The following is a 16,051-nucleotide window of genomic DNA, read 5'->3' on the forward strand; positions in this document are numbered from 1 at the left end:
TTATGTACAAGGCTTATTTCATTGCACTGGCGATCCTCAGCAATTGCTTTTCAATTGTTTCTTTTTCACAGCAAAAGATTGCCACCAGTCAATCGCCCGGGGCAGGCTTATTGCCTGTACCTCAGAACGTTTCGTTTACTGGTCAGCGTTACCAGCTCGATGATAGCTGGTCTATCAGCCTGGGAAACAATATCACGACATCACATCCTGCGATTGCGAGTCTTACTGCTGAATTGAAGGAACGGTTTGGGGTTCGGTTGACAACAAAATCTTCCGGCAGTGTCAAAACTATCCGGCTCGCGATCAGGGCAGGTTTTATCAAACCCGGTCCGACAACAGATACCAATAGAATTGCAATAGCAAAACAGGCCTATGATATTAAACTTGAAGGATCCAGGATAACGGTTACGGCAAACGCTGCACCCGGACTGTTTTATGGAGTGCAAACCCTCATACAGTTACTGCAACCTGAGGGCGGCAAATTATATTTCACCACCGGAAAAATATCGGATTGGCCTGATATGGATCTGCGAATGATCTACTGGGACAATGCCCATCATCTCCAGCGCCTTGACGCAATGAAGCGTGCAATCAAACAAGCCAGCTATTATAAAATAAACGCATTTACCGTTAAGCTGGAAGGACATTTCCAGTTCAAAGGGGCAAGTGCACTTGTAGAGCCCTATGCATATTCCGCAAGCGATTATGCAGAGCTCAGTGCATATGCAAAAGCTCATTATGTTGAATTGGTGCCATGGATAGATGGACCAGCACATATCTCTTTCATACTTAAACATCCGGAATACAAATCCCTGAGGGCTTTTGCAAATTCGAACTACGAATTGGATGTTACCAATCCTAAGGCCGATGAGTTGTTGCTTGGAATGTTTGATGAACTGTTCGCTGCAAACAAGGGCGGAAAGTATGTGTTGTTCTCAACGGATGAGGCTTACTACGTTGGTCAATCGCCTGCTGAGAAAAAGCGGGCGGATGAATTGGGCGGAGGTAATAAATTGCTGGCAGAATACATTACCCGGATAGCTAATAAACTTCACGCTAAGGGAAGAAAGGTCATAATCTGGGCTGAGTTTCCACTTAAAAGTGAAGATATCAATTCATTACCCTCTCATATCATCAGCGGTGTTTATAACTCAGATTGGGCAGGCAAAATAAAAGATCATGGAATGCGCCAGTTGATTTATACTTCTGCACAGGGCGCGGAACCTCTGTTTCCAAATTATCATAGACCCCCCGCAGTAAAGACTGCCCCGGTGAATAATAGTGTTGAGATTAAAGACGATGACGAACCACAGGGCGAAATAAAAAAAGGCAGGGTAGGAGAAGTTGTCGAGGGAATTAAGTCGACGATAGCAGAACGCAAAGCCGATTTAATGGGTGTGATTGTAGCTGCCTGGGGTGATGCTGGCCTGAATCCTGAGACCTTCTGGTTGGGCTACGCTGCAGGTGCTGCACCTGGCTGGAATAATAAACAGGTAAATGCTGATGATCTTACGCAGCGGTTTTACAAATCCTTCTACGGATTTAACCATGTTCAAATGGATCGGGTTTACGAATTGCTAAGTACCCAGGCTGACTTCTGGGATAAGAGCTGGGATTGGGACTTCTTTGATTGGAGAACACCAATTTTTGGCAATTCTTACAAGATTTATGATACTCCGAGGTTAGCCAGGGATCAGACTTTGCCCCCGCTGCCCGTACCGGCAGGATCAGATCTTAGTGTTGCGAATGCCTGGAACACTGCAAACAAACCGAGACTTGAAGCGTCAAAGAAGTTCCTCGCGGAGAATGATGAACTAATGAAGTTGTTAGATCAGAATATGAACACCGCAGATTATCAACATTACAATCTACAGGTACTTCAATCAGTAGCATTACTTACCCGTCAGAATTTAAACATGTTACTAGACCTGAAAAAGATCAATGAACTATTGGCAATTTCTTCCGGTCTTGCATCAACAAATGCTGGCAGTGCAGTAGCAATACTGGATAAAGCACTTGATCATGCCATGAAGATCCGTGATGAACGCAACCTGGCGTTACAGCTCATAACAACTACCTGGTACCAGGACTGGCACCCACGTGTTGCAGAAGCAAACGGGCGTAAATTTCTTGACCAGGTTGATGATGTAAAGGACCACCAACCAATCCGAACAGTTGACATGAGCTACCTGATATACCGCCAATTAAAATATCCCTTTGGTAAATGGGCTGAGGACGTGCTCAAAGCGAGGAACCAGTTTGCGAAAACTCACAATTTACCGGAACGCAACGAGCATATCGAATGGGAAAAATATTGAGTTTATTTCGCAGGCATATGGGTGAGTATGTGCTTGCCGTTGTGTTAGTCCTGGCTTATAAACTATACATCCCGCGCGAAAAAAATATAAGGTATAATAAGTCTTTACTTTCGTAACCTTTTTATTTGAATTAATATTTTAGGTTTTTTAAAAGGTTTTGAAATATTTCTCCTATCTTGGTTTTTCAAATCATTTGTTTACTAAAGGTCATTCCGAATGCGCATTGATTGCCTGTTAGGGCTGCTGATCCTCCAGTTCAGCAGCCTGTCTTCCCATGGTTTCCAGGATACATCAGGGAAAAAATCTCCTTCAGAGAAAAATATCAGCTTTATCGACTATCCTGATTTTCCCGGAGCGCATTCAACCTGGGGTTCCATCGGTTATAATCCCGCTAACAACAGTGTTTATATCGGGGTGACCAATCATGCTGATAATGTCGGGTTTTATGAATATGAGCCGGCTGCGCACAAAATGCAGTTACACGGATTCGTTAAAGACCTCGGCTATCTCAGACCCTTTCAATGGCAGGGAAAAATTCACTCAAAAATAGTAGCTGGCCCTGGTGGTGATATGTATTTCACCACAGACGGTGGCGAGTCGAGGGAAGAGTACCTTATGAATCACCCACATGGTTACGCCGGTGGTTTTATTATGAAGTGGAGTCCGAAAACCAAACAGGTTACAAACCTGGGAATGGGACTGCAGTATGAAAGCATCAAAGATTTGGAGGTTGATCCGCAAACCGGTTTGATCTATGCGATCAGTTATCCGCAGGTGCACTTCCTGATCTACGACCCTAAAAAAAATAAATTGCAGGATGCGGGCAGGCTTGGTAGTTCTCATGTTCCCCGCGTGTTGTTTTCCGATCGCTGGGGTAACTGTTACTATGTCGACTGGCGACAACGCCTGGTAATGTATGAGAAATCCACCGGCAAATTGGTATTTGCGAAGCAGAGCCTGCCTGCGTTTCCAGGTACTCCCGGTGAAAAAATCATTACAGGTGTAACCGCTTTCGCAAAGGATACGGTTAAGAACATCATATACCTCGTAACCTACGGTGCGAAACTTGTTGCGTTCTACCCGCAAGAAAATGGTGTTGGTAGATGGGAGGACCTCGGCGGCGTTTTTGAAACAGCTAAAGGTGAAGAGTGGAAACCTTATGTCCCGAATTTGAATGTAGGGGTGAACGGTAAGCTGTATTATGTTATCGGTGGTCACGGTAATTATGTGAGGAAGGACAAGACCGTTTTGATTGAATTTGATCCAACTTCACGCCTGTCAAAGATTCTTCTGGAGTTTCCAATCGGCCGTCTTACTGAAGTCACCGGCTCAGATATCCGTGATAAGGATGGCAACTTATATTTTGCCGGCCGGAAAAGGCCAGATACTTCTGAACACGGCAGCCTGCCATTTTTAATCAAGTTTAACCCAGAAAAGGAGGTGAATTAACATGAGAAATCTGATCATAACTTCTCTGACAACGTTGGCCCTCTTTCCTGTTTCCATTAAGGCTCAGTATACCTTTTTTAGTCCGAAAGGCAGTTTTGCAGTTGAGACATCTCTTGAAAACAGTGATGAGCTCCGGATGCCGATGTATCGTAATGCGATGAGTTCACTGGCGGTTTCGGGCGATTATGTTTTGGGTGGTACAACAGCAGACAAAGGGATGTCACCACTTCTGTTTACTACTTCGTTGTCTAAGCGTAAACTGACGGCTGTTAAATCAGTTGATGATTTTATCAAGGGACAGCTGGCAATCGGCACAGGATTTACAAGTTCCAGATCCGGAAAATTGTTTTATGCCGGAACAATGCCTCAGCCAGGATCTGGTAATGGCGGGCATATCATTGAAGTGCAGCTGAACCCGCAAGGTCAGCCAGTAGTTAAGGATCTCGGTGAACCTATACCTGGAGAAGGTGTCTTCGCATTGACGTTTAATACCGACGCCAATGAGTTTTATGGAATTGCTCATCCTTCGGGCAAATTTTTTACTCACAATCTAAAGACTGGCAAAACTGTGGTCTATAGCCAGACTGTTCCTTCGGAAACAGATCTCGGTACTTATCATTCCTTTGCCCTGGCTCCCGAAGATTATCTATCTCGTGCACTGATTGTTGATGCCCGTGGCCGGGTTTACGGAAGTCGTTCAGTCAATAAAATGTTCTGTTTCAACCCGGCTGATAAATCGTTTACTCTTCTAAAAGATGAATTGCCATTCGTTTGGGGGAGAGAAGTACTCGGACGTGTTGACGCGTGGGCGAAAATGCCGGATGGAACCATCTATGGCAGCAATGCTGCTGACGGTCAACTTTTTCGTCTTGACCCCGTACAACAAACTATTGTTAACCTGGGCAAACCAATCATGATGCCACGCATAATGACTATGACCCCCGGAAAAAACGGAACGCTCTATGGCGTGGCAGGTGCAACTCCCGGTTATGCGCACCTGTTTACTTATCACCCGCAGAAAGGGTTTCGTGATCTTGGCAATCCTGAATTCGAAATGGTTGCCCCGGGCCTTGAACAAGGGATTAAATGGCGTGGGTTCCAGATTGCATCGATGGCTACTGCAACCGCAGGAAATTATATAATTATGGGAGAGAACGAAGCACTAAGCCAGCTCATGGTTTTTCCGGCCGGGAATTGATTGCAGGAATCTGATGTATCTCTAAAGTATTTCGCGAATGATATGATGAATCAACGAGGATGATCTGACGATACTGCCATTCCCCCGTTTATTAGTGGTTATTAAGCTAAGGTAAGGACGCAAGTCCTGCGCCAGGGGCCGTTAATTGCTTGAGTCAGTCTTTTACAATAACACGTCAATGCTCACTTTCATTTATAAAATCAACTCTAAATGCTACATCTAAAAAAACTCTTTCTCTTTTTCCTCTTAATTTGGGGATTGAGTATCCAGGCCCAGACGAGGCTGTTAACCGGAAAAGTTCTGTCACAACAAACACCGGTTGCCGGGGCTACAGTCACTGTTTCGGGTACCAGCTCAGGCACTGCTTCTGATAATGAAGGTAACTTTTCATTGCAGGTGCCCGAAGGCGTTGTTACGCTCCAGATCAGTTCCGTGGGGTTTACAACAATAAATAAGGAAGTTGGAGCAAATGAAAAAAACATCATTGTCAATCTTGGTCAGAATGATGGTGAGTTGGAAAAAGTAGTCGTTACCGCACTTGGCATCACAAGAAAAGCCAGGAGTGTACCTTATGCAACCCAGACCGTTTCCCCAAAAACATTAACGGATGTGAGGGATCCAAATAACGTTCTGAATTCACTGCAGGGTAAGATAGCCGGAGCCATGATCACTCAAAGTTCCGGTGGAGTTGGTTCGGGAGCGAGAATTGTTCTCAGGGGAAACCGGTCAATACAAGGAACGAACAGTGCTCTTGTTGTAATAGATGGCGTACCGGTTTACTCTGAAGTATTCAACAACATGGCTTCTACAATAAATCCGGATGATATTGAATCTATGACAGTGCTCAAAGGTGCATCCGCAGCCGCTTTGTATGGAAGCCAGGCTGGTAATGGTGTACTTGTAATCACCACTAAGAAAGGCTCCAGGGACCGGATGTCAGTAAATTTTACTTCTAACGTCGTGAGCGAATCTCCTTTTTCATTGCCCGCTTTACAAAATGAATATGGGCAGGGTACTAACGGCGTAATCGATGGAAACTCGGGGTCGAACTGGGGAGCAAAATTGCAGGGCCAGGCTTACAAAAATCATTTTGGAGAAGATAGAACCTACATCGCTCATCCGGATAACGTTAAAGATTTTTTCCGGAAAGGACTGACCTTGAATAATTCGGTTTCAGTGTCAGGGGGAAACGAAAAAGCGCAGACATATCTTTCTTATACCAACAATGCAGTCAAGGGGATCGTCCGTTCTAATGACCTGATGAAACATGTGGTAAATCTTCGCCTGAGCAACCAGATAAGCAAGCGCTTTTCTACTGATGCGAAAGTTACTTATCTCAAGCAGAACATCGCGAACATTCCGCGTAGCGGGGAAGGTAATACACCAATGATGTCTGTAATTCAGATGCCACGTAATATCAGTACCGAAGAAGCGGAACGTTACCAGGTACTTGATGTATTCGGAATACCTAACCGTACGCCGTGGCCATCCACCATCCCCGGCTTGTATGGCAACCCGTATTGGCTGGTAAATAATGATCATACGGAAGAAAATCGTGATCAGATTCTTGGTTTTGTGTCTGCGAAATTCAAAATTACAAGCTGGCTGGATATAACTGGCAGGGCCAACCTCGACCGTACGATTTATAAAAGAGAAACCCGCGTTAAGTTGAATACAATAAGCCACGCCATGACTAACGGTGGTGTATATGCGGAAACAGACCTCACAACGATGCAACAATGGTATGATGTGATCCTGACAGGGAAAAATAATGTCGGCGAAGACTTTACAGTTGATTACAGTGCCGGTGCAATTTACCAGGATGTACTGTCACATGGTGTTGTTAAAAATTCCGGAGGATTGAACAAGGCTAATATGTTTAACCTTGCGTTTGCCCGGGCCACAACCAGCGCTGTAAATCATTCGCGCGTGCAGACTCAGTCCGTTTTCGGTCAGTTCAATGTTGGCTACAAAAACATGGTTTACCTGGATGGAAGTATAAGGAATGACTGGGACAGCAGGCTTCCTGCGCCCCATGCTTTTCAATATTATTCTGCCGGTGCTTCTGCTATCCTGAACGAAATGACTCACCTTCCTTCTGCCATATCTTTTCTTAAACTTGGATTGAACTTCGCAGAGGTTGGTAACGGAGGTCAGTTTGGAGTGATAAATGAGCAATTTACTTTCACTCCCGGCTTAAGTGAGGGAATGTTGAGCAGGGGTAGCACACTTCCGATGCGGGATCTTAAACCAGAAATCATCAGGAATCTGGAAGCTAATATTGAGGCGAGATTTCTAAATAACCGTTTAGGCTTCGAACTTTCGTTCTATAAAAGCAACTCTTTTAATCAACTGCTGCAGGTTACGGTACCATCTGCCTCCGGGTATACTGCTATGTATTTCAATGCAGGTAATATCGAAAACAAAGGAGTTGAACTTGTGTTGAATGTAGTACCGGTCATGAACACTGATTTCAAGTGGGAGGCTAACCTGAATGCGGGAATAAACGGCAACAAGGTGATCGAACTCGCACCGGGAATGAACGAAGTTTACCTCGGAACCCATATGGACTGGGGTGCAAGAGGTATGGTAAAAGTTGGCGGCAGCTATGGTGAGTTAATAGGTCACCGATGGGCAACAGACAAAACTGGCAAACTAATGGTTAAAGCCAATGGCACACCAATGAGCTCATCCGAAAACGGGCAGGCAGCATCAGTGCTTGGTAATTTCAATCCAAAAGCTATTCTGGGTCTCACAAACACTTTCAGCTATAAGGCTATTAACCTCCGTGTGCTTGTTGATGGAAGAGTAGGCGGCATCATAATGTCAGGTACAGAGCAAAATATGTCGCACACCGGGCTTACCGAAAGTACCGTTCCTTTCCGCGAAGGTAACTGGAACCTGGGCGGTGTAGATAAAGATGGAGCAGCTGTAAATACAAATATCAATGCACAACAATTCTGGCAATCCGTTTCAGGTAAAAGAAACAGTGGAATAGGAGAGTTATTTGCATATGACGCTACCAACTTTCGCGTGAGGGAAGTTGCTCTTGGCTACAGCCTGCCGGTTCGGAAATGGTTTAACACAAATGTCGTAAAAGGGGTCACACTATCTGCTGTATTCAGGAATCTGCTCTGGATCTACCGTGGTAGTTCAATCTTTGCTTTGCCAGGAGTTGGAAAAAGAAAAATGAGTTATGATCCGGATATAGCCGGAGGCAATGGTAATAACATGGGAATTGACTACGGTAATTATCCGTCCACAAGAACTGCTGGCTTTACTTTGAATGTTAACTTCTAGTACCACCCATTTAAACTTACAATGATGAAATCTAAAATAAAAACAAGTTACCGTGCCGCCCTCGTCGCCGGTGTCATGGCCCTGATGATGATCAGTTCCTGTACAAAAAAGTATACCGAGATAAATTCTGATCCCAGTAAGATTACAACAATTACAAGCGGGGAACTTCCTTTCCTTTTCACACGCGCTTTGCATGGTGCCTATAGCAGCTACCAGACAGACCAGAATCTGTTTGCGGATCTCTATGCGCAGTATTATGCCAATACAAGCGTAAACTTCGCCACAGATCGTCTCGCTGTGCAACATGCATGGTCAGATGCCGTCTATACAGTTGCTTACTCAGCAGTGATGCCGCAACTGCAGATTATTATGCAGAAGGTGGAACCCACATCGCCTGAATACGCTTTGTGTAATATCTGGTGGGTTCTTGCATTTCATCGTATAACTGATTATTTCGGCCCCATTCCATACTTCCAGGCGGGTAGCGGGGCGAAATCAATCGCCTATGATCCAATGGACAAAATCTACGCTGATTTCTTTAAGCGTCTGACTGAAGCGGTCTCTGTGCTCAAACAAAACACTGCAAGTAAACCCTTCGGCACAGCTGATCTCATTTATAGTGGTGATGTTACTAAATGGATAAAGTTTGCAAATACCCTGCGTCTGCGACTTGCTTTGAGAATTTCGGCGGTCAATCCTACCCTTGCTAAAACAGAAGGTGAAGCGGCAGTGGCTGCCGGAACCTTTACTGCAAGCCCCGGCGACGACGCCCTTATGAAGAGATCCAATACAACCAGTACTGCATTCAATCCATTGTCCTCCATGTCTGAGTACAATGAGTTTAGGATGAGTGCTACTATGGAGTCAATAATGAAAGGCTACCAGGATCCCCGGATGTCTGTATACTGGCTTCCTGCCCGCGCCAATAATGAATACAATGGTTTCCGTAATGGCTACAATACTGCCCAGTTGGGAAATGCCTTAAATTCCAATGCAGCTAATTCACATGTTGGTGCAAGATGGACTTCACCTGGCTCCGGGGGCATTACAACCTTTGAATCGACACCTTTAAATGTAATGAGCGCGGCCGAGGCAGATTTTCTTCGTGCAGAAGGCGCCATGCTTGGATGGAATATGGGAGGAACTGCGAAAAGCTTCTATGACAAAGGTATTCGTAACTCCTTGCTTCAGTGGGGTATCACCAATACCACGGTGATTGATGCGTATATCAATAGCAACCAGGTGCCCATCGCCCCACAGGATTTTCTTAATTCACCAGCCATAACAAATGTTTCTGTTGCGTTTCATCCGGTAAATCAAAATATCCAGCTTGAACAAATTGCAATACAAAAATGGCTGGCTATATTTCCGGATGGAAAAGAAGCCTGGGCCGATATCAGGAGACACAACAGGTTTAAATTATACCAGGTCGTAAATTCGGACAATCCCAACATTACCAACACGGCTACACAACGGGTTAGAAGAATTCCGTATCCTGAAAAGGAATACCAGGTTAACAATGAAGAAATTAAAAAAGCAGTGTCACTATTGGGTGGACCCGATACGCATGTAACACCATTGTGGTGGGATAAAAACTAGATCAGATATTTAATGAAAAACGAGCACTGTAGTCTTACGGTGCTCGTTTTTTTTGGGTAATCCGGGAATGTTTTAAGCGATGATTACTTTTATGCCCGCCGTTTCCAGCCTTTTTTTATCTTCTTCCGGGATACCAGCATCGGTGACTACAATATCCACCGCTGATATCGGAGCAATAAATGCGAAACTCCTTTTGTGGAACTTACTTGAATCGGTTACAACGATTACTTGTTTCGCAATAGAAATCATAACCCTGTTTAAATGAGCTTCTTCAACATTGGGTGTCGACAGTCCAAAGGTGGTATTGAAACCATCTACCGCAAGGAACAATTTGTCGCAGAAATAATTTTTAAAGCTTTCTTCTGCGGTTGTACCAACCAGTGATAATGAATTTTTTCTCAGGAACCCACCGGGCACAATTACATTCACCTGCTCATGCTCCACCAGTTTATTCGCAATATTAAGCGCATTTGTAATAACGGTGAGTGTTCCTGTATCCGGCAGGTGATTATTAATCTCCATGGTCGTGGTGCCCGAGTCCAGAATAATTGTGTCACCGCTTTCTATCAGTGCAGCGGCTGCTTTACCGATTCTTAACTTTTCCTGGTAATGCAGCTTATTCTTTTCAGACAAGCTGAATTCTGCGGCAACACGCTCAACCTTGATCGCTCCGCCACGGGCACGGATCAGCATATTCTTTTGCTCCAGCCAGTTCAGATCATTGCGGATAGTTACCTCGCTCACACCAAGTTCCTTACTTAATGATATCACGTCAAGCTGCCCCTCTGCTTCCAACTTTTCCAGTATCAGGGTTCGTCTTTCAACAGTTGAAATGCTTTTTTTTACATCCATATTGTTTTTTAGCATGGGCAAGGGAGATTTTCAAGTCGTATAACTATGTGTGTGAAGGCAAGTGAAACAGCCTGGTGGATCGATTTCTTATGAAGCAAAATAAATAAAAAATTAGTATATGAAAGAATTTGTCTAAGGATTAAATAAAGAAACTGCATCTTTTCCGCGTATATAACGTCTCACCGCCGTAATTAGTTAATTATTTAAAGGTGAAACACCAGTTTCATTAATTTTTTAATCCAAAATTAAGTCTCTTCCTTACAATATAGGGGAATGGGCCTTTTAAAACCTTTCGATCCATAAAAAAAATTTTTCGAAAACTTTCGATTGCGCGTCTTTTTTATTTATGTTTGTAAAGATGCACCTGATCAACTTATCTGCAGCCACTCTTTGTAATCGGATTATCTTATTCGTATGATAAAACATTCAACGCTTCTTTTTCTTGCACTCTCATTTGTTCTTGTTTGCAAGGCTAATGGCGCTGGCCCCGGCTGGGGCATTTCAGTTTTGCCTGCATCTGTCAGGATCGATCCGGTATCGCATAAGGTCTATGACCAACCTTACAACGGGACCGCTGCGGGCACTTTCACAGCAGGATCGCTGCTGAAGAATAACTGGATCTTTAATGGAGAGCGGGCATCCATAGAGGGAGCAAGGGGTGAATATGTCTCTTTTCAGGTAGTGCTGACAAATAATAGTGAAAAGCCATTAAAAGGCATAGAGGTTACGATGGCACCTTTTAAGAAGAACCAGAAAGAACTCAACGTTCAACCTGAGCTATTCCTCGAATGGTCAGTGCAGGTACTGGCAGGTAGCACCGGTTATCCTAATGCGACGCTTGGCCCAGGATGGTATCCGGATGCGTTGATCCCTTTCAAACATATTCAACAAGGTGAATTATCCCTGGGTGTAAATGCCTGGATATATCCCTTACAGCTACCTGATTTCAATAACCGGATTCCAAATCAGAAATCCCTGTTAATCTGGGTTGATCAATATATTCCATATGAAAAATCAAATGCTGAGAGTGGTATTTACTCTAGTACAATTTCGGTTAAGATTGCTGGTGTCATCCAATCGGTACCAATCGAATTGAATGTTTTTGATTTCGCGTTGCCCAATGAAAACCTCCTCAAGGCGAGCCTGCAGCACGAAGGGTTTGTGAGTCGCATGAACGACAAAGAAGAGTTGGAGACTTACCAATTGATGAAAAGAAATCGTGTTGCCATTATCGATCCGACTTACGAACCGGAACTCAAAGACAATGCGGGCAAACTGACGATCGACTGGACCCGTTTCGACAACAGGCTCAGGAAGTATTTTAGCGGCGAAGCGTTTACCAAAAAACATGGATACGAGTATGGCCCCGGTTATGGAACACCGATAGAGACGTTCCTGTTGCCTTTCGATGTTTATGGAAAACATGGTACCCGTGGCTGGCCGGATGTAGGTAAACCCGATGTAGAGAAAAAGCCGGAAAATCGCGCTAAATATGTAGAGGTAGTTAGAAATGTACGGGATCATCTGAAACTGATGGTGAATCCAAAAACAACAGATCTTACTGTTTACCTGGATGGCCTTGATGAATCTTACTTTCCAGAAGCATGGGATCGGATGGCTTACTACGGTGATCTGTTTAAAAAGGAATATCCGGTGGCGCAATTCCGGGTTGATGGAGCTTATACCGATACGGCTATGAAGGTGATTGAAAATTCGATCAGCTCCTGGGCTGTTCATACTATCGAATTTGATGAAAAAAGATTTAAGAAATACGCAAACATGGGAATCAGGCAGTGGTTATACGGCCCCATGATTTATGAAAGCAAGGTAAATGGTTGGGTTGGCAGCTCAACCTTTACCGACCTTCCACTGGTGAATGATCGGGCCATTAGTTGGAGCGCCTGGAAATATAAGGCATATTCCTGGCTCAGTTGGGGTCTGGGTGCAGGATGGAAGGCAGCCTGGTATGATACAGAAACATGGAAAAGCGCCAACGACGGTGGCAATGCGGACGGATATGATGAGAAGAAGATGAACGGCAATGCCCTGCTTGTGTATAGCCCCGGAATCATCCCTAACGTAAAATCGATCTGCCCTTCCATCAGGTTGAAAACAATGCGCAACGGGGTACAGGAATATGAGTACATGAGAATACTGGCAAGAATAGACAAGAATGACACACGCACGAACGATATTGTAAACAGTATAATTGGAAGACCGTATGGTAACGATGCGGTTGGCAACATTAATGTCTGGAATTATGACCCGAAAAAATGGGATGAAGTGCGAAAGCTTTTAGGTGAACTAATCAGCCAGTCAACAAAAAACTAAAGTAACTGATATCTCAGGCAAATCGTTCGATTGCAAATTTAAACGCAACGATCAGACCTGGTAAATGTTTATGAGCACAGCGGAAAACATAATAAAGCGTCCGATAGTGGTGGAGGATCTGAAAGACTTTGCCGCCCTCAGCAGCGTCAGCTATTCTGCCGATGGGCAATATATCGCTTATGTGACCACCAGCGTTGATTGGGAAGCAAACAGCCAGAAGGATTTTATCAGCATTGTTGAAATTGCCACCGGGATTGAACTGGTTCGATGGGAAGGCTCAGGACCACAATGGTCACCGGTTACAAATGAAATCGCTTACCTGAGCGAATATAAAAGCCAGCATTACATTTGGATTTACTCGATGCCTGGCGATTCAAGGAAGTCATTTGTGCCCATTTATGAGTCGCACTATTTCATGGGTCACCTGTCTCTTAAAACTTTTGCATGGTCACCAAACGGCCGGCAGATCGCATATATAAGTACGAAAGAGTTTCTGCCTGCTGAGGTTGAACAAGGCTCTGTGAAGGTTATAGACAGGTTATTATACAAAACGAAGGGCGGGAGGGGAAGGCCTTCTATTACTGACAACAGGTTTTCGCATATCTGGGTAGTTTCTTCGAAAGGTGGCGAACCGCAGCTTGTGACCGATTCAGCCTTCAACGAACACTCTCTCTGCTGGTCACCCGATAGTAACCAGATTGCCTTCGTAAGTAACAGGTCAGCCGATCCTGATAATAACCAATTGCATGATTTGTGGAGCATAGATCTGCTAAACTTTAAAACATGCAGGTACACCGAAAATTTTGGTACTGTTATTCAACCTGCATGGTCGCCTGATGGAAACCATATAGCCTTCACGGCGACCCGTGGTATGATAGCCACCAATGACAGCCCCGCAGAAGATACTCAACTATATATCTTATCATTAGCAGAAAATAATATCGATTGTTTAACCCGGTCTTTTGACAGAAGGATAGAACAAATCGCCTGGCATCCTTCAGATTCAGTTATTTATTTCACGGCGGGTAATCATGGCACAACAGCTATTTACCAGGTAAGAACCAATGGCGGCAGTGTTGAACATGTGACCGGTGAAAGATGTCATATTCACGGGTATTCAATAAGTAATGCTGGTGATCGAATCTCTTTCATAAGTAACGATCCAACCCATCTTACCGAAGTCTTCATTTACAACTTAATTAATCAAACAAGCAGGCAGATAACTGGTAACAGCAAAGTACTTCAGGATAAATGTTTGCAGGATACTGAAACTTTCTGGTCCGAAAGCTTTGATGGAACACAGATTCAGGGTTGGATCATAAAGCCGGCAAATTTTGTCGGAACAAAAACTTATCCCCTCGTACTTGTGATTCACGGCGGGCCACATAACATGTTCGGTTTTGATTTCGAAGAACGGATGCAATTGTTAGCCTCGGCCGGATATGGTGTGTTATATGTAAATCCCCGCGGCAGCAGTGGTTATGGACAAGATTTTTCCAACGGCACTTTGTTGAATTGGGGTGGAGGCGATTACAAGGACCTGATGTCAGCACTTGATGCAGCGATCCGACAAAACGATTGGATAGATGCCCGACGTCTTGGCGTAACCGGTCAAAGTTATGGCGGTTTTATGACCAACTGGATTATCACACAAACAGACCGGTTTAAAGCCGCTGTAAGTGATGGAGGCATCAGCAACCTGGTAAGTTTTGCCGGCACCTCGTTATATCATTCTCTCATAGAGGCCGAATTCAATGGTAGTGTTTACGACAACTTCGAATTGTTGTGGGAATGGTCACCGCTAAGAAACGTAAAAAACGTACGGACACCCACATTGATCTTACACGGCGCGCTCGATAATGAAGTGCCTGTATCGCAGGCCGAAGAAATGTTCATCGCTTTGAAAAAATTGGGTGTGGACACAACGATGGTGCATTATACAGAAGAAGGGCATGGCTGGAGACCGGACCTCAGGCCACATAATCGTTTCGATCTGCTTTCGCGTAGCCTCGCATGGTTTGATAAATACCTGGTTAAACAATAACAAAGACTTTCAAGACAACATATGCAGAAAACAAAAACATGGGTAAGTTTCGTTGTCATACATGTGCTGTTCATGGGAGCCTGGGGAGCACTCATTGAGCTCCCGGAAAAAAATGGGTTTCCTGCGACGCTTGGATATGTGGTATGGGCCCTTACTATGATACCCGCAACGGTGGTGGCGCTGATAATAAACAAGTGGAAGCTGGACTACGATCGCAAATCCATATTGCTTGGTTGCCTCGCCGGATTTATGGGTGCAATAGGACAACTGGTGCTGTTCTTTACGCTAAAGATTGCACCTGCATACCTCGTGTTCCCAATCCTTTCTCTGACGCCTGTGGTAACAATATTATTAGCCGTTTTATTTTTGAAAGAGTCCACCGGGATATATGGGTGGCTTGGTATAGGCATAGCCGTTATATCCATATTCCTTTTGTCATACATACCGCCAGGTAATAGCGGTACTTCCGGTTACCTGTGGATCGTGCTGATAATTATACCACTTGTTGTGTGGGGTGTACAGGGTTTTGTTATGCGATTTGCGAATCAAAACATGAAGGCAGAAAGTATTTTTTTCTACATGGCAGTCAGTTCAGTTGCACTTATTCCGGTAGCCCTCTGGATGACCGACTTTTCGAAACCAATCAATTGCGGATTGAATGGACCTTACCTGGCAGCAGGCATCCAGATCCTGAATGCGTTTGGCGCGCTTTGCCTGGTATATGCATTTCGTTATGGAAAAGCAATAATCATTGCTCCAATGACCACTGCTCTGTCACCAGTACTCACCGTTGTTATTTCATTAATTATATATGCCGTTAAACCGCACCCACTAATAGTGACAGGTACGGTGCTGGCAATCATTTCAGCTTTGTTGATGGGGAATGCAGAGTCTAAAATGGATAAGAAAAGTAAGATCAACCTAAAAGGACCGGCTCCGGCCAGTGAATTAAAATAGCAT

General features: G+C 44.4%; 9 protein-coding genes. 8 read left to right on the forward strand and 1 reads right to left on the reverse strand.

Going from position 1 to position 16,051, the window contains the following annotated elements:
• Nucleotides 1-2: 2 nt before the first annotated feature.
• The 5 genes from ACX0G7_RS12425 to ACX0G7_RS12445 all read left to right on the forward strand — a co-directional run bounded on the left by ACX0G7_RS12425 (nt 3) and on the right by ACX0G7_RS12445 (nt 9,864).
• Nucleotides 3-2,318, forward strand: coding sequence for a glycoside hydrolase family 20 zincin-like fold domain-containing protein (locus tag ACX0G7_RS12425; protein ID WP_458923801.1), 2,316 nt, complete (start codon nt 3-5; stop codon nt 2,316-2,318).
• 216 nt (nt 2,319-2,534) lie between these two features.
• Nucleotides 2,535-3,767 (forward strand): hypothetical protein, encoded by a 1,233-nt coding sequence (locus tag ACX0G7_RS12430; protein WP_458923802.1) that lies wholly within the window; start codon nt 2,535-2,537, stop codon nt 3,765-3,767.
• A 1-nt stretch (nt 3,768) separates the two neighbouring features.
• Complete coding sequence (locus ACX0G7_RS12435) at nt 3,769-4,965, forward strand: hypothetical protein (protein WP_458923803.1); 1,197 nt, start codon at nt 3,769-3,771, stop codon at nt 4,963-4,965.
• 210 nt (nt 4,966-5,175) lie between these two features.
• Nucleotides 5,176-8,265 carry a SusC/RagA family TonB-linked outer membrane protein gene (locus tag ACX0G7_RS12440; protein ID WP_458923804.1) on the forward strand — a complete coding sequence of 1,030 codons (3,090 nt, stop codon included), beginning with the start codon at nt 5,176-5,178 and terminating at the stop codon, nt 8,263-8,265.
• A gap of 24 nt (nt 8,266-8,289) precedes the next feature.
• On the forward strand, nt 8,290-9,864 hold the full coding sequence (locus tag ACX0G7_RS12445; RefSeq protein ID WP_458923805.1) for a SusD/RagB family nutrient-binding outer membrane lipoprotein: 1,575 nt from the start codon (nt 8,290-8,292) through the stop codon (nt 9,862-9,864).
• Nucleotides 9,865-9,936: 72 nt separating this feature from the next.
• Here the strand turns inward: ACX0G7_RS12445 and agaR are convergent, their stop codons facing one another.
• On the reverse strand, nt 9,937-10,731 hold the full coding sequence (gene agaR, locus ACX0G7_RS12450; protein ID WP_458923806.1) for a transcriptional repressor AgaR: 795 nt from the start codon (nt 10,729-10,731) through the stop codon (nt 9,937-9,939).
• A 399-nt stretch (nt 10,732-11,130) separates the two neighbouring features.
• Between agaR and ACX0G7_RS12455 the strand changes: the two genes are divergently transcribed.
• The 3 genes from ACX0G7_RS12455 to ACX0G7_RS12465 all read left to right on the forward strand — a co-directional run bounded on the left by ACX0G7_RS12455 (nt 11,131) and on the right by ACX0G7_RS12465 (nt 16,048).
• Complete coding sequence (locus ACX0G7_RS12455; RefSeq protein ID WP_458923807.1) at nt 11,131-13,047, forward strand: hypothetical protein; 1,917 nt, start codon at nt 11,131-11,133, stop codon at nt 13,045-13,047.
• A gap of 70 nt (nt 13,048-13,117) precedes the next feature.
• Nucleotides 13,118-15,091 (forward strand): S9 family peptidase, encoded by a 1,974-nt coding sequence (locus ACX0G7_RS12460; protein WP_458923808.1) that lies wholly within the window; start codon nt 13,118-13,120, stop codon nt 15,089-15,091.
• A 21-nt stretch (nt 15,092-15,112) separates the two neighbouring features.
• Entirely contained in the window at nt 15,113-16,048 is a 936-nt protein-coding gene (locus ACX0G7_RS12465; protein ID WP_458923809.1) for a DMT family transporter, read from the forward strand.
• Nucleotides 16,049-16,051: the final 3 nt, after the last annotated feature.

This window comes from Flavitalea antarctica (genome assembly GCF_054461535.1).